We start from the raw sequence: 19,239 nt of genomic DNA, 5'->3' as shown, positions 1-19,239 counted from the left end.
AGGCGGCCACCAGCTCGTCGCGCAGGACGTCCCGTTCGGGACCGTCCTCCAGAGCGGCGAGCCGGGCGAAGAGGGACGCCGTGTCGGGCGCGTCGTCGTGGCTGTGCCGGGACGCTGGACGAACGGCGTGCGTGGGCGTGCTGGATGGGCTGGAGGCTGCGTTGCTCGGCATGCGGAAGGGCTCCTGGACGTATTCCCAGAACGCCCGGAATGCGGATTGCGGGCTGTTCTGAATGCTTGGTCAGGGGTGCCGCAACGAGGGGTACCGGCGCCAGAGGGCCGACAGCTCGGGGGAATCCCCGCTGGGCATGCGCCTCCGGTCCGAAGCACTGACCTCCGCCTGCCCCCGATCATGTCCCGCAAACCGCGTGCGGGATACGCATGGTGCCCGCCGGCAGCCGCAGCGGCTGCGGCGAGCGGACGGCGACAAGGTCCCGCGCTCTTGACCCTCACGTGGCGTCAGGCCGGACACTCGGTGCCGTGGAGGATCACTGGACCGTGGGACGCGTGGCCGAGTTGGCCGACGTGAGCGTGCGCACGCTGCATCACTATGACGAGATCGGGCTCGTGCGACCGTCGGCGCGGACCGCGTCCGGATACCGGGCCTACTCGTCGGACGACGTGGAGCGGCTGCGCGGGGTACTGGCCTATCGACGGCTGGGCTTCGGACTGCGGGAGATCGCGGAGCTGGTCGGCGGCCCGTCCGCCGACACGGACGCACACCTGCGCCGACTGCGCGGTCTGATGCTGGAGCGACGTGATCACGCCGACGCCATGCTGGCGGCCATCGACAAGGAACTCCAGTCACGGGGGAAAGGACCGCGGGTGACACCGGAAGAGCAGCCGGAGACGCTCGGCGCACGGCTGTACGACACCATCGGCGGCGCCTACCCCGTGACACGGCGTACCGACCCGCGGATCGCCGCGCGGATCTGGAACGCGCTCGAGGACGCGCGAACCGTACTCAACGTCGGGGCCGGCACCGGCTCCTACGAACCCGCTGATCGTGACGTGACCGCGGTGGAACCGTCGGCGGTCATGCGGAATCAGCGGCCTGCCGGCTCGGCGCCGTGCGTGGCCGCCGCCGCGGAGAGTCTGCCGTTCGAGGACCGGTCCTTCGACGTCGCGATGGCCGTCTCCACCGTGCACCACTGGCGGGACCCGATAGCGGGGCTGCGCGAGATGCGGCGCGTGGCCCGCCGCGTGGTGGTGCTCACGTACGACACCGACGCGCCCGGATGGCAGGACCGGTTCTGGCTCACCCGCGACTACCTGCCTGAGTTCGCCGCCGTTCTCGCGGAATTCCCCTCACTCGGGGGGATGGCCGACGCGATCGGCGCCCGCGCCGAACCGGTACCCGTCCCGTGGGACTGCGCTGACGGCCTGTTCGAGGCGTACTGGCGCCGGCCGGGAGCGTACCTGGAGGATCGTGTGCGCCGTGCGATGTCGGTGTGGACGCGGGTCGGGCCGGAGGCCGAGCGGCGGGCGGTGCGCAAGCTCAGTGACGACCTCGACTCCGGCCGGTGGTCCGAACGCAACGGCCACCTCACCGGCCTCGACACGGCAGAACTCGGTCTCCGCCTGCTCGTGGCCTGACGGGTGCCACGGGTTCTCCGTCGAGGAGGCCACGGAGGCAGGCCTCGCCCGGCATCGTCCGGCAAGGTGAGATGCGAGAGCGTGCGAGTGCGCGCACCATGGCGGTGACACCGCTCGGCGGACGAAGACGTCGGCCGGGCCGAGCGTTCCGGCCCTGTGCGAGCGCTGTGTGCCGGTGCGATCACAAGCAGGCGCTACCGGTGCCGCGTGGGGCGCCTGTGTGCGACATCGTCCGTTCCCGCAGAGGGGGCTCCTCCGTGGCCGTCCACCATCAGTTGATCCGGCGTCCTCCGCACGTCGTATGGGCGGTGCTGGCCGATCCCGCGTGCTACGGGGAGTGGGTGGTGGGGCCCACCGGGTCCGTGCCGCTCGACCGGACCTGGCCCGCCGTCGGTTCCAGGCTCTGCTACACCGTGCGGCTGGGTCCCTGGTCGGCCCAGGGGATCACCACGGTCCGCCGCCAGGAATCCGGGAGCGAGCTGGAGCTGGAGGCCTCGTTCAAGCCGCTGGGCACGGCGAGGATCTTCCTCCAGCTCAGGCCCTGGGGCGAGGAGGAAACACTCGTCATCTGCGACGAGCACCCGCTGCGCGGCCTGGGCGGCACCCTCCACAACGCCGCGAGTGAAGCGCTGTTGCTGCTGCGGCACCGGGGCATGCTGGCCCGACTGGCCAGGTTCGTGGAAGAGGGTCGCGCCGAGGAGGCTCACGCCGGGGCCGGCCATGCCTGACGCGGTGGTGATCGGCGCCGGCCCCTCAAGCTACTGCCAAGCAGGAATGACGTCAGGTGGCCATCCCCCACCGGGGACCGGAGATCCGCACCGGCAGGCGACAGGACTCGGGGGCGAGCGCGGGCCACGGCATCACGTCGGCGGCGACACACCTGGAGTGCGGGCCGCCGGAAACTTCGCGCCGGGGAGAAACAGCCTTTCGCGAGGGGTCCGACGGATGCTCCGGGCCCGGAACTTCGTCGGCGTGCAAGGCGAACCGGGTTCACAGGTCATAATGGCGTGCTGCGGCTACACGTTCCGCAGGGCGGGAGTACGAACCGACGGGACGTATCGCCCGTACCCTTGAACTACCAGTAGGGCGTCAAATGGCGGGCGCCCGCGACTGAAGGATCCACACCATGCTGATCGCTCAGCGTCCCTCGTTGACCGAAGAGGTCGTCGACGAATTCCGCTCCCGGTTCGTGATCGAGCCGCTGGAGCCGGGCTTCGGCTACACCCTCGGCAACTCGCTGCGCCGCACCCTCCTGTCGTCGATCCCCGGCGCCGCTGTCACCAGCATCCGCGTCGACGGTGTCCTGCACGAGTTCACCACCGTGCCGGGCGTCAAGGAGGACGTCACCGACCTGATCCTCAACATCAAGCAGCTGGTCGTCTCCTCGGAGCAGGACGAGCCGGTCGTGATGTACCTGCGCAAGCAGGGCCCGGGTCTGGTCACCGCCGCCGACATCGCGCCCCCGGCCGGTGTCGAGGTGCACAACCCCGACCTGGTCCTCGCCACGCTCAACGGCAAGGGCAAGCTGGAGATGGAGCTGACGGTCGAGCGTGGCCGCGGTTACGTCTCGGCCGTGCAGAACAAGCAGGTGGGCCAGGAGATCGGCCGTATCCCGGTCGACTCCATCTACTCGCCGGTGCTCAAGGTCACGTACAAGGTCGAGGCGACCCGTGTCGAGCAGCGCACCGACTTCGACAAGCTGATCGTCGACGTCGAGACGAAGCAGGCCATGCGGCCGCGTGACGCGATGGCGTCGGCCGGCAAGACCCTGGTCGAGCTGTTCGGTCTCGCCCGCGAGCTGAACATCGACGCCGAGGGCATCGACATGGGCCCCTCGCCCACGGACGCCGCCCTGGCCGCCGATCTCGCGCTGCCGATCGAGGAGCTGGAGCTCACGGTCCGCTCCTACAACTGCCTCAAGCGTGAGGGCGTCCACTCGGTGGGTGAGCTGCTGGCGCGTTCCGAGGCCGACCTCCTGGACATCCGCAACTTCGGTGCGAAGTCCATCGACGAGGTCAAGGAGAAGCTGGCCGGCATGGGCCTGGCCCTCAAGGACAGCCCGCCCGGATTCAACCCGATCGCCGCTGCCGACGCCTTCGGCGCCGACGACGCGGACGCGGGTTTCGTGGAGACCGAGCAGTACTGACCGTCGCGCCGCGGCGGCTTCGCCGACGCTTCGCGTGAGGGGCAGGAGAGGAACACCTCCTGTCCCTCAGCGGGCACGGCCGCCTCGTGACCGCCACGTTCCGATCGCGACGAGCCTGTCCCCCCGTGGCCTTCACCGATCGGACCGATCAGGTGTATTGATCCCGGTCGTTCCCGGAAACGCCCTTCGGCCCCGGCGAGCCCGTGACCGTCACCGGGGGCCGGGCGGAGCGTCCGCGCGACGCGTACCGCCGACGGTGTCGTCGGCCAGGGCGATCCGGGCGGTGACACTCTTGCCGGAGGGTTCGAGGCGGACGTGGAACGCCTCGGCGACGGCCATGACGATCTCCAGGCCGTGCTGGCCGACCCTGCCGGGATCTCCCGGGCGGGCGGCGGGCCGCACACGGGCGCTGTCCCGTACGGTCACCTCCACCGCCCCGTCCGCGAGGCGCAGTTCCATCCACAGAGGTCCAGGGGCGTATTTGCGGGCGTTGGTGACCAGTTCGCTGACCACCAGCCGGGTGAGGTCCACGGCTCGCCCCGACACGGCCACGCCGTGGTCCGTCCTGGCGTTGTCGAGGAAGTCCGCGGCGAGCTGCCGTGCTTGGGCTATGCAGGCGTCGTTGTCGTCCAGGGCGACGGCGGTGGTGGTCATCGGACGGGAACGCGACTCTCCTTCGCCGTCACTGTCGACAGACTGCACGCTTTGTCACCTTCGTTTCCCTTGTCCGTCGGCATCAGCCACGTGCACTGCGCCTCCTGTTCTTCTTACTCCAAGTGCCCGGTTCCACGAACGCTGTTCCCCGTAGTATCTGCGGTGACTCCCCACACAGGAGTTGGCGGCCCCGCCGCTCCAGCGAACGCAGTCGAGGACTCGGTGACAGACGCTCAGCCGGAGCAGCACGGCCAACTCGCAGTCGGCGAATCCACCCTCGACGGGGTCCGGGTCGTCGCCCTGCGCGGCGAACTGGACCACACCACGGGCGATCTCGCCAGGCAGGCACTGAAGCCGCCCGCCGACGAAGCCTACCCGCGGACCGTCGCCGATCTCAGCCATCTGACCTTCATGGACTCGGCCGGCATCAACGCGCTCATCGCCGCTCACCGCGCGGCCGCGGACGCCCAGGGCTGGCTGCGTGTGGCCGGTGCGCAACGCGCCGTCCGGCGGGTACTGGAACTCGTCGGCATCGACGCGCTCATCCCGTGCCATCCCACGGTGAACGAAGCGCTGAAGAGCTGAAGAGCCGGCCTCGGAACAGGTGCCGTAGGCTGCAGGAGCCATCCATTGGCACATGTTTGCGAATCCGAAGGAGCATCCGCATGGCGAAGCCGGGCAACACCGTGGAACTGGTGAGGCTCCTTTCGGACGACGACCGGGATCTCGCCACGGTGTGGATCGCCGAGGTGTCGAGGTCGCTGGGCAGCCGTGTGAGCGCGGCCGAGGTCGACCGCGAGCTGCGTGAACTTTACGAGGCCTTGGTGTCGGCGTTGCGGGAGGGCGCGGTCGACGTCCACTCGGAGCAGATGTACGAAGTTCGGGCCCTGCTGACCGAACTGTCGCGCAACCGCGCCCGGCTGGGTTTCTCTCCGAGCGAGACGGCCGTCAGTGTCTTCGCGCTGAAGCGGGTCCTGGAACCCCTGCTGGCGGACGGGTCCGCCGCGGAGATCCAGGCGTATCTGCGGCTCGTGGTGATCCTGGACGGGCTGGGGCTCTTCACGATCGAGACCTACACGCAGACGCGGGAGGAGCTCATCACCGCGCAGGCCGAGCAGCTCCTGGAACTGTCCACGCCGGTCGTGCGGTTGTGGGACGGGGTGATCGCCGTACCGCTGGTCGGCACCCTGGACTCGGCGCGGACCCAGGTGGTGATGGAGAAGCTGCTGCAGGCTCTCGTGGACACCGGCTCCGAGCAGGCGATCATCGACATCACCGGGGTTCCCGCCGTGGACACCCAGGTCGCCCAGCATCTGCTCAAGACCATCGTCGCCGCCCGGCTGATGGGCGCCGAGTGCACCGTGTCGGGGATCAGTCCACAGATCGCGCAGACCATCGTGGCGCTCGGCATCGAGTTCGACGGGATCGTGACGAAGGCCAGCCTGGCCGACGCGCTCAAGCTGGCCCTGCGCCGGTCCGGCGTGGACATGGTCGCGCACCAGAGCGCGCAGCGATGAGCGAGCGCATTCCGATCCTGCGGATCGGGGACATCCTGCTGGTGTCCGTCCAGTCCGACCTGGAGGACCAGACCGTACTGAATCTCCAGGAGGATCTGGCCGAGCAGATCGTCGCCAGGTCGGCGGGCGGTGTCGTCATCGACATCAGCGCCCTGGAGATCGTCGACTCCTTCGTGGGCCGCATGCTGGCCACGATGGCCGCCATCTCCCGCATGCTCGACGCCCGCACGGTGGTCGTGGGCATGCGACCCGCCGTGGCCATCACCCTCGTCGAGCTGGGCCTTTCGCTCGGCGGTGTCAGTACGGCCCTGGACCTGGAGAAGGGCCTGGCGAAGCTGCGCCGCTCCTCCGGTTCGGCCCCGCGATGACGGCGCTCTGGACTGCCGAAGACGACCTCCAGGTCCATCCCATCGCGCGCAGCGGCGACCTCGTCCATGTCCGTCAGGTCATCCGGACGCTGTCCCAGCAGTGCGGCCTCTCCCTCGTCGACCAGACGAAAATGATCACCGCGGCTAGCGAACTCGCCCGCAACACACTGACCTACGGCGGCGGTGGCACGGTCCGGACCGGACTGGTCACCGCGCGCGGCAGACGGGGGGTGGCCGCCGTCTTCGAGGACTCGGGGCCCGGTATCGCCGATGTCGAGCAGGCGATGACGGACGGCTGGACATCGGGCAGCGGCCTGGGCCTCGGGCTGAGCGGTGCCCGTCGCCTCGTCGACGACTTCGACCTCGCCACCGTACCGGGCGAGGGCACGGCCGTGACCATAGTCAAGTGGGCACGGTGACCACGACCATGCTGGACGGCGAGGACGTGACGTGGTTCCGGGACAGCGACTCGCTGGCGCCGGCCGCCCGGGCCGCCGCGGCCACGCTGGCCCGGCGGCTGGGGCTCACCAGTCACCGCTGCGCGGAGGTCGCCCTCGCCGTCACCGAAGCCGCCACCAACCTGCAACGGCATGCCGTGGACGGAGCGTTGCTGCTGCGCGTGGTCCGCTCCGGAGGCGAGGCCGGAGTCGAGTTCCTCACCATCGATTCGGGTCCCGGCATGGCAGACGTACCCGCCGCCCTGAGCGACGGGACGTCCAGCGCCGGCACTCTCGGGATCGGGCTGGGCGCCGTCTCCCGGCTCTCGGACCATTTCGACCTGCATTCGGTGCCGGGCCGCGGGACGGTCATGACCGCGCGGTTCTGGCCCCGCACCGCCGACGGAAGAGCCGTCCTCGCCCGGCCGCCCGCGCCCTCGGCCGCCGGTGTGACCAGGCCCATCAGCGGTGAGAGCGTATGCGGGGACGCGTGGGCCGTTCGTACCGTCGCCGCCGGAAGCGAACCGCCCGTCGTCCTGGTCATGCTGTGCGACGGACTCGGCCACGGGCCCCTCGCGGCCCGCGCCGGCCAGGCGGCGGTCAAAGCCTTCCACGAGGCGCACGATCCGAGTCCCGAGGGCGTCCTCAACACCGTCCACCCGGCGCTGCGGGGGACCCGTGGCGGGGCGGTGGCCGTGGCGCGGATCGAACCCGGCCGGGGCCGGGTGCTGTACTGCGGCATCGGCAACATCAGCGGATTCCTCATCGGCGACGGCCCCCGCCGGGCTCTGCTGTCGGCTCCCGGAATCGTCGGCGCGCACATGCGGCGTCTGCGGACGTTCGAGGAGCCCCTCCCGGACCAGGGGGCCCTGGTGATGCACTCCGACGGCCTGACCGAACGCTGGGACCACGCGGCGCTGCCGGGTCTGCTCGGCCACTCACCGCTGGTCGTGGCCGGCCACCTGCTCCGCGAAGCAGGGGTCCGGCGGGACGACGCGAGTGTGGTGGTCGTCAAGGGGGCCTGGTGACCGAGGACGGGACGAGGTGATCATGACGCCCCACGGGTACGAGCCGAGTCTGCGCGCCGGCGAGCGGCGCGAGAGCCACTCGCCCGTCGCGACCCGCCAGGTGACGCGCTTTCGCCTGTTCTCCGCCCAGGACGTCTTCGGCCTGCGCCGCAGCGCTCAACAGGCCGCCGTAGCACTGGCGTTGGACCGCCAGGACCAGGTCCGGCTGGCGACCGCGCTCAGCGAACTCGGAAGAGACCGCGTGGGATGCCACGACCTGGAGGTCGCCTTCGGCCTGGACGCGGCGGACCGGCCCACGGCTCTCGTCGTCACGTTCTCGTGGAGCGGCGGACCGCCGCCCGCCGCGGACACACTCGACCTGGTCGCGAAGCTCGTGCAGGTCGACCACGAGGACGGCACCGCGGTCAGCCGTGTCGTCATCACCCAGCCGCTCCCCGCCGACGGCGGCAGGGCGCACGAGCGGCACGCCCGGCTGACGGAGGCCCTCCACGACGGCACCCGAACCACCGAAGCGGACTATCTCCGCGCCCAGACACGGGACTTGATCGCCACCTTGGAGGAGACCCGGGCCCAGCGGGAGGAGCTCCGCAGGCTCAACGAGGAACTGGAGGAGACCAACCGAGGAGTGCTCGCCCTGTACTCGGAGCTGACCCAGGAGCTCGAGACCACCAACAGCGGTGTGCTGGCGCTCCACTCCGAACTGGAGGAAAAGCGACTCCAGTTGCAGCAGGCGAGCGAGTCGAAGACCCGGTTCTGGACGAACATCAGCCACGAACTGCGCACCCCGGTCAACTCCGTGGTCGCCCTCTCCAGGCTGTTGCTGGCCCCCAGCTCCCCGGCGCTGACCCGCGAACAGCGTGAACAGGTCGACCTCATCGCATCGTCCGGCCACGCGCTCCTGGCGCTCGTGAACGACCTCCTCGACGTCGCCAAGGCGGAGGCCGGCCACCTGGAGATCCATCCACAGCCCGTCGATCTGCGGCTGCTCGTCACCCACCAGAGCAGGCTGCTGCTCAGCAGTCACGGCCGGGAGGGGGTTTCTCTGCTCACGCCCGAGCTGGAACGGCAGCCGGCCCTCGTGACCGACGAGACGCTCCTGGTCCGGATCCTGCGCAACGTCCTGTCCAACGCGCTGAAGTTCACCGAGCGGGGCGAAGTACGCCTGGACATCACCGCGGACCCCGAACCCACCGCGCCCTCGGTCCTGTTCACCGTCACCGACACGGGAGTCGGTATCCCGCCCGACGAACTCGACCGTGTCTTCGAGGCTTTCTACCAGGTCCGCGGCCCGCACCAGAGCAAGCGACCCGGCACCGGTCTGGGCCTGCCGTACGCCCGTACCCTCACCGAACTCCTAGGCGGGTCCCTCACCCTCACCAGTCAGGTCGGATCAGGCACCCAGGTACGGATACGCCTGCCGGATCTCGGACACGTGTACACGAAGGAACCCGATGCCGGAAGAACAAGCCGTGACCGGTAGCGCCGAGGACCTGCTGCCCGCAACCGTCCTGGTCGTCGACGACAACGAGACGAACCGCTACCTCCTCACCAGCTGGCTGCAGCGCGCCGGACACACCGTCATCGCCGTCGGCACCGGCGAGGAGGGCCTCGCCCGTCTGGACTCCGCGCCCGCCGGCACGTATCCGGACCTCGCGATCATCGACGTCCTCCTCCCCGACATGAGCGGCTTCGAAGTCAGCGAACGCCTAAAGGGCTCGCCGCGGACTGCCCATCTGCCGGTCATCCAGATCTCCGCGGCCGCCGTGAGCCCGGAGCATCACGCCGAGGGTCTGCGGCGCGGTGCGGACGCCTATCTCGACCAGCCCATCGACCCCGGCGAACTCCTCGCCACCGTCACCGCCACCCTGCGCTACGCCCGCGCCCGCCGCCGCGCCGAACGGCTCGCGCAACGCCTCATCGCGCTGAACAGCGCGACGCTGGACGTCTACAGCGCCGTCGGTTTCCACTCCTTCGCCTCCGCTGCGATCGGCGGCGCGGCGGCCGTCCTCACCAGTCCGGCCAGCGCGGTGTTCTTCTCGCCGCACGGACAGGCGGTCCACAGCATGATCGAGGGCCCGCAGAGCACCGTACGCACGCATCCGGTCCCACCCGGCCTCCCGGACCAACTGGCGGCTCGCTGCCTGCACGAGGAGACCGGCGTCGCGATCACCCGGCTCTCCGCCGGCCAGTGGCGGGCCCTGCTTCCCGCCGACCGCCTCCCGGGGAAAGTCGCTCTCGCGGTCGCCCGCACCAAGCGCGGCCGCCCCCCGGTCTGCCTCGCCGTACCCGCCACCGCGCTGCACGGCACCGATGACGAGCAGTTCTTCCAGCAACTGGCCAACTCCAGCGCGCTCGCGCTCGAAGCCCTGCGCACCTACAACGAGGAGCACGCCCTGGGCCTGGCCCTGCAGCGCTCCTTCCTCCCGAAGGAAATGCCGGCCGTCCCCGGCGTCGAACTTGCCTTCCGCTACCTCCCGGCCTCCGAACACGCGGAAATCGGCGGCGACTTCTACGAGGCGGTGCAGACGGTCAACGGACTGCTGCTCGCCATCGGAGACGTCGTGGGCCACTCGCTGACCGCCGCGACCGTCATGGGCGAGGTACGCCACGCGCTCCGGGCGTACGCCATCGAAGGCCACCCTCCCCACCTCGTCCTGCAGCGCCTCGAAACGCTCCTGCGCCAGTCCCAGCCCGGCATCACCGTCACCCTCTGCCTCGCCCTGATCACCCCTGACCGTCGCCTGCACATCGCCAACGCCGGCCACATCCCGCCGCTCGTGATCGACCCGCGGAACGGCCCCCGTTTCCATCATCCGCACGGGCCGCTGCTGGGACTGGGGCTCCCCCATCCGCCGCCCACCGTCCTCGATGCCCCGCCCGGAACCCGGCTGCTCATGGTGACGGACGGTCTCATCGAGGTGCGCACCACCAGTCTCGACACCAGCCTCGCCGAACTCCGCGACACCGTGGCCGACGGCCCGGCGGGACTCGAGAGTATGTGCGACCTGCTGCTCGCCCGCTTCGGGCAGAACAAGGACGACGACATCGCCTTGATCACGGCTCTGTTCGCCTGAGACGGTTCGGTGTCGCCTCACGACCGGAGAAGAAGTCGAGGTAGGCGCGGGCGAGTTCGTCGGGGGCCTCCAGCGGGATGTTGTGTCCGGCGCTCTCGATGACGACGCTGCGGACGTCCTTCGCGACCTGCGCCATCTGCAGCCCCGGCTCCGCGCCCAGGTAGGCGCGGCCGCCGACCGCCAGCACCGGACAGGTCAACCGGTCGGCGAACTGGGGCCGGTTCTGTTCCGCGTCGGTTTCGGCGGCCCGGTACAGCTCGAAGACCGCGTGGTTGCCTCCGGGCTGTTCGAGGCCGCGTGTGTACTCATCGGCGTCGGTGTCGGTGTAGGCACTGGGATTCGCCATGATCCGGCGCATGAAGTACGTCCAGAACGCCCGTTCACGGCCCGCGAGGAGCAGCTCCGGGTAGTGCGGCAGGGCGAACAGCGTGCGATGCCAGCCGGTTCGGGGGTCCTCGGGCGGCAGGGCAGCCAGGTCCGGTACCGGCAGACCGGGCAGCCTGGTCTCCTGGTAGACGAGTTGCACCACTCTCGGCCGGTGGAAGGCCGCGACGGCGTACGCGACAGCGGCGCCCCAGTCCTCGCCCACCACGCGGAACCGCTCGTAACCCAGGGCCGTCATCACCCCGGCGACGTCGCCGGCCAGGGTCCGGGTGTCGTAGCCGGACGTCGGGCGCGCGGAGCCTCCGAAGCCGCGGAGGTCGAGCGCGACGACCGTGTGGCGGGGGGTGAGCAGCGGGATGACGTGGCGCCAGAAGAACATCGTCTTCGGGACGCCGTGCAGGAGGACGACCGGTTCCCCCGAGCCCGCCAGGGCGTAGTGGAGACCGACGCCGTCCACGGTGTGCCGGCCGTGGCGCAGCCGGGCACCCGTGTGGTCGGTCATGCCGTGCGCGCCCTGAGCCGTCATCCCGGTTTCCTCCGCGTTCGGGGAGGCCCACGTCATCACGTGCGGCCGCGGCTCGCACCGGGGTCGGACCCCGGTTCGCCGATCGCGCGGGGTATCTGTCTCCGGGAGGTGATGCCGAGCTTGCGGAACACCTTGTTCATGTGGAACTCGACGGTCGAGGTGGTGACGAACAGGCGCGTCGCGATCTCCGCGTTGGCCAGTCCCGAGACGGCCATCGCGGCCACCTGACGTTCCCGTGGTGTGAGATCGAACCTGGTCCCGTCCGTGCGTCTGCGGGCCGTCTCACCGGTGGCCAGCAACTCGGTCCGGGCCCGCTCGGCGTACGGCAGCGCACCGAAGACGTCGAAGCTCTCGTATGCGGCGCGCAACTGCGTCCTGGCGTCGGAGCGCCGCTTGCGCCGGCGCAGCCATTCGCCGAACAGCAGCCTCGACCGGGCCTGTTCCAGGGCCATCGGGACCTGTCCGAGCAGTTCGACCGACTCCTGGTAGAGCTTCTCGGGGTCGTCGCCGTCGGCCGTCAGCGCCCGGCCGAGGGCCAGGGCGCTCAGTGCCCAGGGCGTACCGGCGAGTGGGGCGCGCTCCTCCAGCCGGGCCAGGGCCGCCGCGGCGGCGGGCCGGTCGCCGATGCGCACACCGGCCTCGACGACCAGCGGAAGGACCAGGTTGCCGAAGGCCAGGGGGTCGTCCGCGAAGACCGCCCGCGCGTGTCTCATGGCCTGTTGGTAGCGGCCCTGCCCCAGCTCGAACAGGGTCAGCGCGTGCTGCGCCAGGCGCTGGTGCAGGCCGAGTCCGACGCTCCGCATCTCCGCGGTCCGCCGCACCGCCGCCCGCAGCTCGGCCTCCCGGCCGGTCAGTGCGAACAGGTGGAGCCGGTTGATGTCTCCGCCGCCGCGGAAGCCGGTGTCGGCCGCGATGTCGTCGAACTCGGCGTAGCGGACCTCCGCCTCCGTGAACCGTCCGTCCCAGAGGTCGCAGCGCGCCGCGACGAGCAGCGTCATGCTCAGCGCGTACAGCGCGCCGGTGTCGCGCTCCGCCGCCGCCAGACGATCGGTGAGTTCCCGCTCGGCGTGCACGTCCCAGAGATCGCCGCTGGCCATGGACAGCATCACCGCGAACGGGCTGTCGGCGTCCTCGATCCGGGCACCGCCCCGCAACTGGTGCAGGGCGGTACGCAGGACGGGCGCGCCCTGCTCGTAGCCCCCGGCCACGCGACGGGCCAGACCTTCCATCAGCAGGTCGCGGCCGCGCACGGCGGGGTCCGGGGCGTGGTCGTGCCGCGCGGCGGCGACGGCCGCCGCGACCTCGGTCGACGTCGTGCCCCGCGTGCAGTCGTGGGCGACCAGTGCCGCGTGCAGCGCCTCGCAGAGCAGTTCCCAGGTCAGCCGTGGGTCCCGTGGGCCGAGCCGGGTCACGGCGTCCATCAGCGTCGCGGGGACGTCGGCGACGGCGATCTGGAACATCTGAGCGGTCGCCCGCATCCGCAGCTCGCGGGCGCGCATCACCGGGCCACGGAGGTCGGCAGCGGCCAGGTCGAGCGCGGTCCCCGCCGCCGTCGCGTCGCCCGACATCAGGTGGGCCCGCGCCGCGTCGAGCAGCCGCTCGGCCCGTTTGTCCGGGTCGCCGGTGAAGTCGGCGGCACGTGACAGGAACAGGGCCTGCTGGGAGTAGCCGCCGCGGGAGCGGGCGCGCTCGGAGGCGGCCTCCAGGTCGTCGGCGACCGCGCCGTCGACGCCTTCGGCGGCCTCCGCCCGGTGCCAGGCGCTGCGGTCGGCGTCCCGTACGGCGTCACAGGCGGCGGCCAGTGCCGCGTGCACCCGGCGGCGGTCACCGGGTCCGGCTCCGGCGTACACGGCCGAGCGGATCAGAGGATGCCGGAAGGCCGTCGGCCGGCCCCGGCCGAGGATGCCCGCGGCGACCGCGGGCTCGACGGCGCGGGCCGACAGGCCCAGCCTCCCGGCGGCCCGCCACATCAGCCCCGTGTCGTCCGAGGGGGCCGCCGCGAGCAGCAGCAACAGGGTGCCGGTCGCCGGCGGCAGGGCTCGGACCAGGCGCTGGAAATGGTCCTCCAGCAGCCGGCCCACCGGCAGCGGGTCGGGCAGCGGTGCGATTCCGGACAGCTGCTCGGCGGTCAGGGCGTCGGTCAGCTCCAGCAGTGCGAGCGGATTGCCGCCGGTGCCCGCGACGATCCGGTCGGCCACCGCCGGGTCCACCCGCCGGGCGCCGAAGGTGAGCAGGGTCCTGGCCTCCGACTCGGGCAGGCCGGGCACGCGCTGCGTACTCAGCGCGTCGAACAGGCCCTTGTCCCCGAGCCCTTCGCGGACGGCGACGATCAGGCCCAGGGAGTCGACATGCAGCCGGCGGGCGGCGAAGGCGAGGGCCTCGGCCGATTCCCGGTCCAGCCACTGCGCGTCGTCGACCAGGAACAGCAGGGGCTGGTCGGCGGCGGCCTCGGACAGCAGGGTCAGCGTCGCCAGCCCGACCAGGTAGCGGTCCGCGGGCAGCCCCGCCGCCAGGCCCAGGGCCGCGTCCAGCGCGGACCGCTGCGGCTCGGGCAGCCGGGCCGCCCGGTCCAGGAACGGCCGCAGCAGCCGGTGCAGCGCACCGAAGCCGAGACCGGTCTCCTGCTCGACCGCGGTCAGCCGGACCACGCGCAGGTCCGCGGCCTGCTCCGCGGCGTACTCCAGCAACCGGGTCTTGCCGATCCCGGGTTCGCCGGTCAGGACCAGGGCTCCGCTCAGGCCGTCGCGCACCGCGTCGAGCAGCTGTCCGACCGCTTGCCGCTCGGCGTGCCGGCCGACCAGGGCCAGGGGCCGCCCGGAGGCCTGCTGGACGCCGTTCCACACCATGGGACCGCTCCCCCACTCGTCGGTCCCCCTGCCGGGGACCCCCGCACGGGGAAGACTAGGAGCGCCGCGCGGGCGGCGGCGAGCGTCATGTGACGGTGGTCAGCGAAGTGTGCTGACCACCGTGCGCAGCTCGGCGCGGGAGACGACGCCCAGCTTGGGGAAGATCCGGTGGAGGTGCGAGCTGACGGTGCGGTGCGAGAGGTAGAGCCGCTGTCCTATCTCACGGTTGGTCAGCCCCTCGGCGGCCAGGTGAACGATCTGCAACTCGTGGGCGGTCAGCTGGTCACGGGCGTCCGGGGCCCGGCGGCGGCTGGTCTCACCAGCGGCGCGCAGTTCCCGGCGGGCCTTCTCGCCCCAGGGGATCGCGCCGAGCGCGTCGAACATGTCGCGGGCCGCCCGGAGGTGGTCGCGGGACTCGACGCTGCGGCGCCGGCGCCGCAGCCATTCGCCGTAGGCCAGATGGGCGCGGGCCCTGGTCAGGGGCCAGGCGGTGAGGTCCGCGCCGAGCGCGGCGGCGAAGAGCGCGGCGGCGTCCTCGTCGGAGGCCAGCAGGGCCCGGACCAGACGCAGGTCGGCGTGGAGCACCGGCGCGGGGGTCACCGTGGCGACCTCTTCCAGCTCCGTCACGACCGGGAGGACGGCGTCCAGCCGCCCGCAGTGCGTCGCCGCGTCGACGAGGTCGCCCAGGGTGGTCAGTCGCAGGGCGACCTGGAAGGCGGGGTCCGCCGGGTCGTGCAGCCGGCGGAGATGACCGAAGGCCTCCTCGAACCGCCCCGCGGCCAGCGCGGCCAGCCCGCGTGCCTGCGTCGCGGTGGCCAGTACCGGACGCGCCCCGACCGGAAGGCCGATCTCCTCCGCCTCCCCGGCCAGCCGCAGGGCGGGGTCCACCTCACCGCGCAGCGCGGCCAGCTTGGCCGCGGTGGCGGTCATCAACCCGTACATCATCGTCTGGCTGGTCTCGCGTGCCAGCCTGCGTGACTCCTCCGTCGCGCCGATCGCCGCACCGAGGTCGCCGACGACCAGGGCGCCCCACGCCTCCGCACCGAGCGTGCGGGCCAGCAGCCCCAGGCGTCCCTGGGCACGCAACGGAGCCCCGCCGGCCGCCGAGAACGCCCGGGCCAGGTCGAAGCCGCCGACGAGGAGTGAGGCGGTGCTGAGCATGCGGTAGGCGCGGCCGTCGTCGCCCTCCTTCGGTGCGACCGGTACGACGTGCCGGGCACGGTCCAGGACGAACGCGCCGCGCTCGACCGGCGCGGCGTAGGCGCAGATGGCCAGCCGCCACGGATCGAGCTCGTCCAGGTCCATCCGCTCCACAGCCAGCAGGACCCGGCGGCGGCCCTCCGGGCCCGGTTCGGACCAGAAGCACAGCTGCGCGGCGCTCCACAGGATCCGCAGCGCCAGCGCGGGGTCCTCCGCGGCCATCTCCTCGGCGAGTGCCGTCAGGGAGACGGCGCCGGACGAGTGGCTGCGCAGTCCCTCGTCGAAGCTGCCGCGCAGCCAGACGACCGTGGCGTGCTGGCGTCGCGACAGCGGCCCGGTGAGTGCCTGGTCCAGCAGCCGGGTCACGGTCTCGGGGCGACCGAGCTCGACGGCGAAGTCGGCCGCGCGCAGCAGCCGTTCCGCTCGGCGGCCGACGTCCTCGCTGAGCGCGGCGGCCTGTTCCAGGGCCGTGACGGCCGCCGCGACGCCGCCGCGGCGGGCGGCCCGGTGCGCGGTGTCCTCCAACGCGGCGGCGACCGTCTCCTCGGGGCGGTCGGTGGCGGCGGCCCGGTGACGTGTCTGCCGGTCCGGGTCCGCGTCGAGTACGGCCGCGAGGGCCGCGTGCGCGGCATGGCGGACGCCGTGCGGCATGGTCTGGTGGATCGCCGACCGCATCAGCGGATGCCCGAACCGCAGCTCGGTGCCCACGACTTGGACGAGCCGGGCGCGCACCGCGGGTTCGAGCTCCGCGGATCCGGCCGTCGTCCCGGTGAACTCCCGGGTCGCGCGGTAGATCTCGGGGAGCGACGGGCTGTCGTCGAGGGCCGCGATCCGCAGCAGGCCGCGGGTGATGTCGGGGAGGGTCTCCAGGCGGTCGGTGAAGGCCCGTTCGAGCCGCTCGGTGAGGGGCAGCCGGGAGAGATGCGGGTCTGCCGAAGCGCCGAGGGTGCGCGACAGCTCGGTCAGCGCCAGGGGGTTCCCGGCCGCCTCGGCCAGGAGGCGCCGATGCGCGGTGGGCCGCAGGTCCGGGGCGCGGTCCGCCAGGAGTTCCGCGGCCTGGCCGTCGGTGAGCGGGTCCAGGGTCACGGAGGTGACCTCGTCGGCGTTCAGCCGCGACCGGTAGCCCTCGCGTGCGGCTCCCACCATGACCACGGGCTCCGCGCCGGCCCTGCGCGCCACGAAGGCGAGGACGCCGACGGTGGCGTCGTCGAGCCACTGCACGTCGTCGACCAGGACCAGCACCGGCGCGACCGCGGCCGCGTCGGCCAGGAGGTTGAGCACGGCCAGGCCGACCAGGAAGATGTCGGGGACACCGGCCTCCGCGTGCCCGAGGGCGGTGTCCAGGGCCTGCCGGTGCGGCGCGGCGAGTTCGGCGGCCGCCGCGCCCAACGGCCGCAGGACGAGATGCAGACCGGCATAGGGGATGTCGCTCTCGGCCTCGGCACCACTGGTGCTCAGCACCCGGTAGCCGAGCCCCTCGGCGAGAGCCGCGGTCTCGGCGAGCAACGCCGTCTTCCCGATGCCGGGCGCCCCGCGGACCAGCACCGTGCTCCCGTGGCTCCGCGGCTCGGTCAGCAGCCGGCGCAACAGATCCAGCTGATCGTCCCGGCCGATGAGCTCCACGTCGTCCCCCGTCAGCCCGGGTCCCCGGGCTGGGTCCGCCTGGAGGATCAGGGTACTGCGCCGCGGCCGGCGATCTGTGCGGGAGAGGGACGGAACGAGCTGCGGCCCCGCCTCAGGGCCGTTGTCGCAGCAGTACGGGACCGCGCTCGTCCGCACGGTCCCGTACTGCTGCGCTGTGTGAGAGAGAGTGCTCGTCAGAGGGCGTCGATCAGGCCGCCGTCGATCCCGAAGTCCGCGCCGGTGATGTTTCCCGAGCGTCGGCTCGCCAGGTAGAGCACGAGGTCGGCGACCTCGGCGGGGGTGCTGAACCGGCCGGTGACCGCCGCGCCGGCGGCGTTGCGGGCCACCTCGGCCGGGTCGACGCCAAGTGATCGCCCGACGGTGTCGGCGACGCCGCCCGTGCCCTGCCAGAGCGCGGTCTCGACCGGCCCGGGACTCACTGTGTTGACGCGGACGCCCTCCGGCCCGACCTGCTTGGACAGTGCCTTGCAGAAGTTCGTCAGCGCCGCCTTGGCCGCGCTGTAGTCGATGACCAGAGGATCGGGCAGCCGGCCGTTGACCGAGGAGACGGTGACGATCCGGCCGCCGCCGCTCGCGATCAGGTGGGGCAGTGCGGCACGGGTGGCCCGCACCGCCGTCATGAAGTTGATCGTGAAGGCCCAGTCCCAGTCGGCGTCGGAGACGGCCTGGAAGCCGTCCACCCGCGGGTGCACCGCGCCGACGTTGTTCACCAGCACGTCGACGCCGCCGTACGCGGCGACCGCCTCCGCCACCAAAGCGGCCGGGGCGTCGGGTTCGGTCAGGTCCAGTTCTACGACGACGAGTTCGGTGCCGCCCTTGGCCAGGGCGTCGAGGCCGTCGGTACGACTCCTGGAGCCCGCGACGACGTGGGCGCCGGCGCCGAGCAGAGCCTCGACGACCGCCAGGCCGATCCCGCGCCCGGCGCCGGTGACCACCGCGCTCTGCCCGGCCAGACCGAGGTCGAACCCAGCGGGGCCGGAGGTGCCGGAGGTCATCGTGTGGCCTGCAGGTTCTGCCGGCCCAGCCAGGCCAGGACCGTCTCGGCGACCTCGTGCCAGCCGTTGTCGATGGTCAGGGAGTGCCCGCGGTCGGGGAAGTTGATGATGTCGGTGACGGCGTCGGAGTGCCGGTACTGCTTGAGGGTGGCGCGGGTGACGGTCTCGGGCACGGTGTGGTCCTTGCCGCCCGAGATCAGCAGCAGCGGGCCCCGTCCGGAGTTCCCGGTGGCGACCTTCGCCGGGGAGTGCGGGTTGAAGTTGGCGGAGGCGGCCTCGTAGAGCGGCTTGCCGGGCGCGGGGATGGTCCAGCGCTCGTACAGCTCCGCGGACTCCTCCTCGGAGACCGCGTTGCCGAAGGCGAACCGGAACTGCTCGGACGTCAGGGACACCGCGCGGCGCTTGTTGGCGGGGTTCTTGAACACCGGGAGCGTGGCCCTGAGCGCCGACAGCGGCACCGGCAGGACGCCCTTGATCTGCGCGGCGTCGATCGCGACGGCCGCGGCGGCGCGGTCCTGGCCGAGCAGCTTCTGCGCGATCATCCCGCCGAAGGAATGACCGATCAGGACGGGCGGGGCGGGCAGTTCGGCGATGAGCGCCGCGTAGTGCTCGACGACGTCGTCGATGCCGTGGTCGGCGATGCTCTCCGGGTTCGCCCGGGCCTCCGCCACGGTGTCGGGGTCGCCCGGCCAGCCCGGGGCCGACGGGTCGTATCCCTGCTGACGGAACAGGTCGATCCAGGGCTGCCAGGAGGCGCTGTGCAGCCACAGCCCGTGGATGAAGTAGACGGGTATCGGCGAGGCGGTCATGGCTCTGCCCTCCGG

At 71.9% G+C, this 19,239-nt stretch carries 16 protein-coding genes and 1 pseudogene; 10 read left to right on the top strand and 7 right to left on the bottom strand.

The genetic code is table 11. The features are described from left to right. A pseudogene (locus tag ACFXI4_RS24415) lies at nt 1–172 on the bottom strand (B/F/G family RNA polymerase sigma-70 factor); the annotation flags it as partial. Between the two features lie 326 nt (nt 173–498). Between ACFXI4_RS24415 and ACFXI4_RS24410 the strand changes: the two are divergent. From ACFXI4_RS24410 to ACFXI4_RS24400, 3 genes are all read left to right on the top strand, one after another. Further along, a complete protein-coding gene (locus tag ACFXI4_RS24410; protein WP_384994414.1) occupies nt 499–1,596 on the top strand; it encodes a MerR family transcriptional regulator in 1,098 nt (365 codons plus the stop codon). 257 nt (nt 1,597–1,853) lie between these two features. After that, complete coding sequence (locus ACFXI4_RS24405) at nt 1,854–2,324, top strand: SRPBCC family protein (RefSeq protein WP_384994384.1); 471 nt, start codon at nt 1,854–1,856, stop codon at nt 2,322–2,324. A gap of 398 nt (nt 2,325–2,722) precedes the next feature. Then, nucleotides 2,723–3,742 (top strand): DNA-directed RNA polymerase subunit alpha, encoded by a 1,020-nt coding sequence (locus ACFXI4_RS24400; protein ID WP_362719859.1) that lies wholly within the window; start codon nt 2,723–2,725, stop codon nt 3,740–3,742. Nucleotides 3,743–3,952: 210 nt separating this feature from the next. Here the strand turns inward: ACFXI4_RS24400 and ACFXI4_RS24395 are convergent, their stop codons facing one another. Continuing rightward, nucleotides 3,953–4,396, bottom strand: a complete 444-nt coding sequence (locus tag ACFXI4_RS24395) for an ATP-binding protein (RefSeq protein WP_384994411.1) — start codon at nt 4,394–4,396, stop codon at nt 3,953–3,955. A gap of 222 nt (nt 4,397–4,618) precedes the next feature. Here ACFXI4_RS24395 and ACFXI4_RS24390 point away from each other — a divergent pair, with 222 nt between their 5' ends. The 7 genes from ACFXI4_RS24390 to ACFXI4_RS24360 all read left to right on the top strand — a co-directional run bounded on the left by ACFXI4_RS24390 (nt 4,619) and on the right by ACFXI4_RS24360 (nt 10,820). Then, nucleotides 4,619–4,981, top strand: coding sequence for an STAS domain-containing protein (locus ACFXI4_RS24390; protein WP_384994381.1), 363 nt, complete (start codon nt 4,619–4,621; stop codon nt 4,979–4,981). Between the two features lie 80 nt (nt 4,982–5,061). Continuing rightward, on the top strand, nt 5,062–5,913 hold the full coding sequence (locus ACFXI4_RS24385) for an STAS domain-containing protein (RefSeq protein ID WP_362719853.1): 852 nt from the start codon (nt 5,062–5,064) through the stop codon (nt 5,911–5,913). Continuing rightward, nucleotides 5,910–6,281, top strand: coding sequence for an STAS domain-containing protein (locus ACFXI4_RS24380; protein WP_362719850.1), 372 nt, complete (start codon nt 5,910–5,912; stop codon nt 6,279–6,281). Before ACFXI4_RS24385 ends, ACFXI4_RS24380 begins: the two co-directional genes overlap by 4 nt. Then, complete coding sequence (locus ACFXI4_RS24375) at nt 6,278–6,700, top strand: anti-sigma regulatory factor (protein ID WP_384994379.1); 423 nt, start codon at nt 6,278–6,280, stop codon at nt 6,698–6,700. Before ACFXI4_RS24380 ends, ACFXI4_RS24375 begins: the two co-directional genes overlap by 4 nt. Further along, nucleotides 6,688–7,746 (top strand): ATP-binding protein, encoded by a 1,059-nt coding sequence (locus ACFXI4_RS24370; RefSeq protein ID WP_384994377.1) that lies wholly within the window; start codon nt 6,688–6,690, stop codon nt 7,744–7,746. The genes ACFXI4_RS24375 and ACFXI4_RS24370 overlap by 13 nt, the downstream gene beginning before the upstream one ends. Before the next feature lie 22 nt (nt 7,747–7,768). Beyond that, on the top strand, nt 7,769–9,226 hold the full coding sequence (locus ACFXI4_RS24365; protein ID WP_384994375.1) for a sensor histidine kinase: 1,458 nt from the start codon (nt 7,769–7,771) through the stop codon (nt 9,224–9,226). Beyond that, nucleotides 9,198–10,820 carry a SpoIIE family protein phosphatase gene (locus ACFXI4_RS24360; protein ID WP_384994372.1) on the top strand — a complete coding sequence of 541 codons (1,623 nt, stop codon included), beginning with the start codon at nt 9,198–9,200 and terminating at the stop codon, nt 10,818–10,820. The genes ACFXI4_RS24365 and ACFXI4_RS24360 overlap by 29 nt, the downstream gene beginning before the upstream one ends. On the opposite strand, the gene ACFXI4_RS24355 is transcribed toward ACFXI4_RS24360, so the two are convergent. From ACFXI4_RS24355 to ACFXI4_RS24335, 5 genes are all read right to left on the bottom strand, one after another. Continuing rightward, nucleotides 10,801–11,730, bottom strand: a complete 930-nt coding sequence (locus ACFXI4_RS24355; RefSeq protein ID WP_384994370.1) for an alpha/beta fold hydrolase — start codon at nt 11,728–11,730, stop codon at nt 10,801–10,803. The two genes, ACFXI4_RS24360 and ACFXI4_RS24355, sit on opposite strands and share 20 nt — an antisense overlap. Nucleotides 11,731–11,765: 35 nt before the next feature. Continuing rightward, nucleotides 11,766–14,576, bottom strand: coding sequence for an ATP-binding protein (locus tag ACFXI4_RS24350; RefSeq protein ID WP_384994368.1), 2,811 nt, complete (start codon nt 14,574–14,576; stop codon nt 11,766–11,768). 99 nt (nt 14,577–14,675) lie between these two features. Continuing rightward, nucleotides 14,676–17,399, bottom strand: a complete 2,724-nt coding sequence (locus ACFXI4_RS24345) for an AAA family ATPase (protein WP_384994365.1) — start codon at nt 17,397–17,399, stop codon at nt 14,676–14,678. Nucleotides 17,400–17,593: 194 nt separating this feature from the next. Continuing rightward, entirely contained in the window at nt 17,594–18,415 is an 822-nt protein-coding gene (locus ACFXI4_RS24340) for an SDR family NAD(P)-dependent oxidoreductase (protein ID WP_384994362.1), read from the bottom strand. After that, complete coding sequence (locus ACFXI4_RS24335; protein ID WP_362731743.1) at nt 18,412–19,224, bottom strand: alpha/beta hydrolase; 813 nt, start codon at nt 19,222–19,224, stop codon at nt 18,412–18,414. The genes ACFXI4_RS24340 and ACFXI4_RS24335 overlap by 4 nt, the downstream gene beginning before the upstream one ends. Between the last annotated feature and the right edge of the window lie 15 nt (nt 19,225–19,239).

This window comes from Streptomyces sp. NPDC059224 (assembly GCF_042754285.1).
GTDB lineage: Bacteria > Actinomycetota > Actinomycetes > Streptomycetales > Streptomycetaceae > Streptomyces.
This window is presented reverse-complemented; position numbering and strand designations above follow the sequence as displayed.

Coding starts and splice junctions, on each gene's coding strand:
- ACFXI4_RS24340 (WP_384994362.1), bottom strand. CDS start 18,415: ATGACCTCCGGCACCTCCGGCCCCGCTGGGTTCGACCTCGGTCTGGCC.
- ACFXI4_RS24380 (WP_362719850.1), top strand. CDS start 5,910: ATGAGCGAGCGCATTCCGATCCTGCGGATCGGGGACATCCTGCTGGTG.
- ACFXI4_RS24375 (WP_384994379.1), top strand. CDS start 6,278: ATGACGGCGCTCTGGACTGCCGAAGACGACCTCCAGGTCCATCCCATC.
- ACFXI4_RS24350 (WP_384994368.1), bottom strand. CDS start 14,576: ATGGTGTGGAACGGCGTCCAGCAGGCCTCCGGGCGGCCCCTGGCCCTG.
- ACFXI4_RS24365 (WP_384994375.1), top strand. CDS start 7,769: ATGACGCCCCACGGGTACGAGCCGAGTCTGCGCGCCGGCGAGCGGCGC.
- ACFXI4_RS24360 (WP_384994372.1), top strand. CDS start 9,198: ATGCCGGAAGAACAAGCCGTGACCGGTAGCGCCGAGGACCTGCTGCCC.
- ACFXI4_RS24400 (WP_362719859.1), top strand. CDS start 2,723: ATGCTGATCGCTCAGCGTCCCTCGTTGACCGAAGAGGTCGTCGACGAA.
- ACFXI4_RS24395 (WP_384994411.1), bottom strand. CDS start 4,396: ATGACCACCACCGCCGTCGCCCTGGACGACAACGACGCCTGCATAGCC.
- ACFXI4_RS24385 (WP_362719853.1), top strand. CDS start 5,062: ATGGCGAAGCCGGGCAACACCGTGGAACTGGTGAGGCTCCTTTCGGAC.
- ACFXI4_RS24355 (WP_384994370.1), bottom strand. CDS start 11,730: ATGACGGCTCAGGGCGCGCACGGCATGACCGACCACACGGGTGCCCGG.
- ACFXI4_RS24335 (WP_362731743.1), bottom strand. CDS start 19,224: ATGACCGCCTCGCCGATACCCGTCTACTTCATCCACGGGCTGTGGCTG.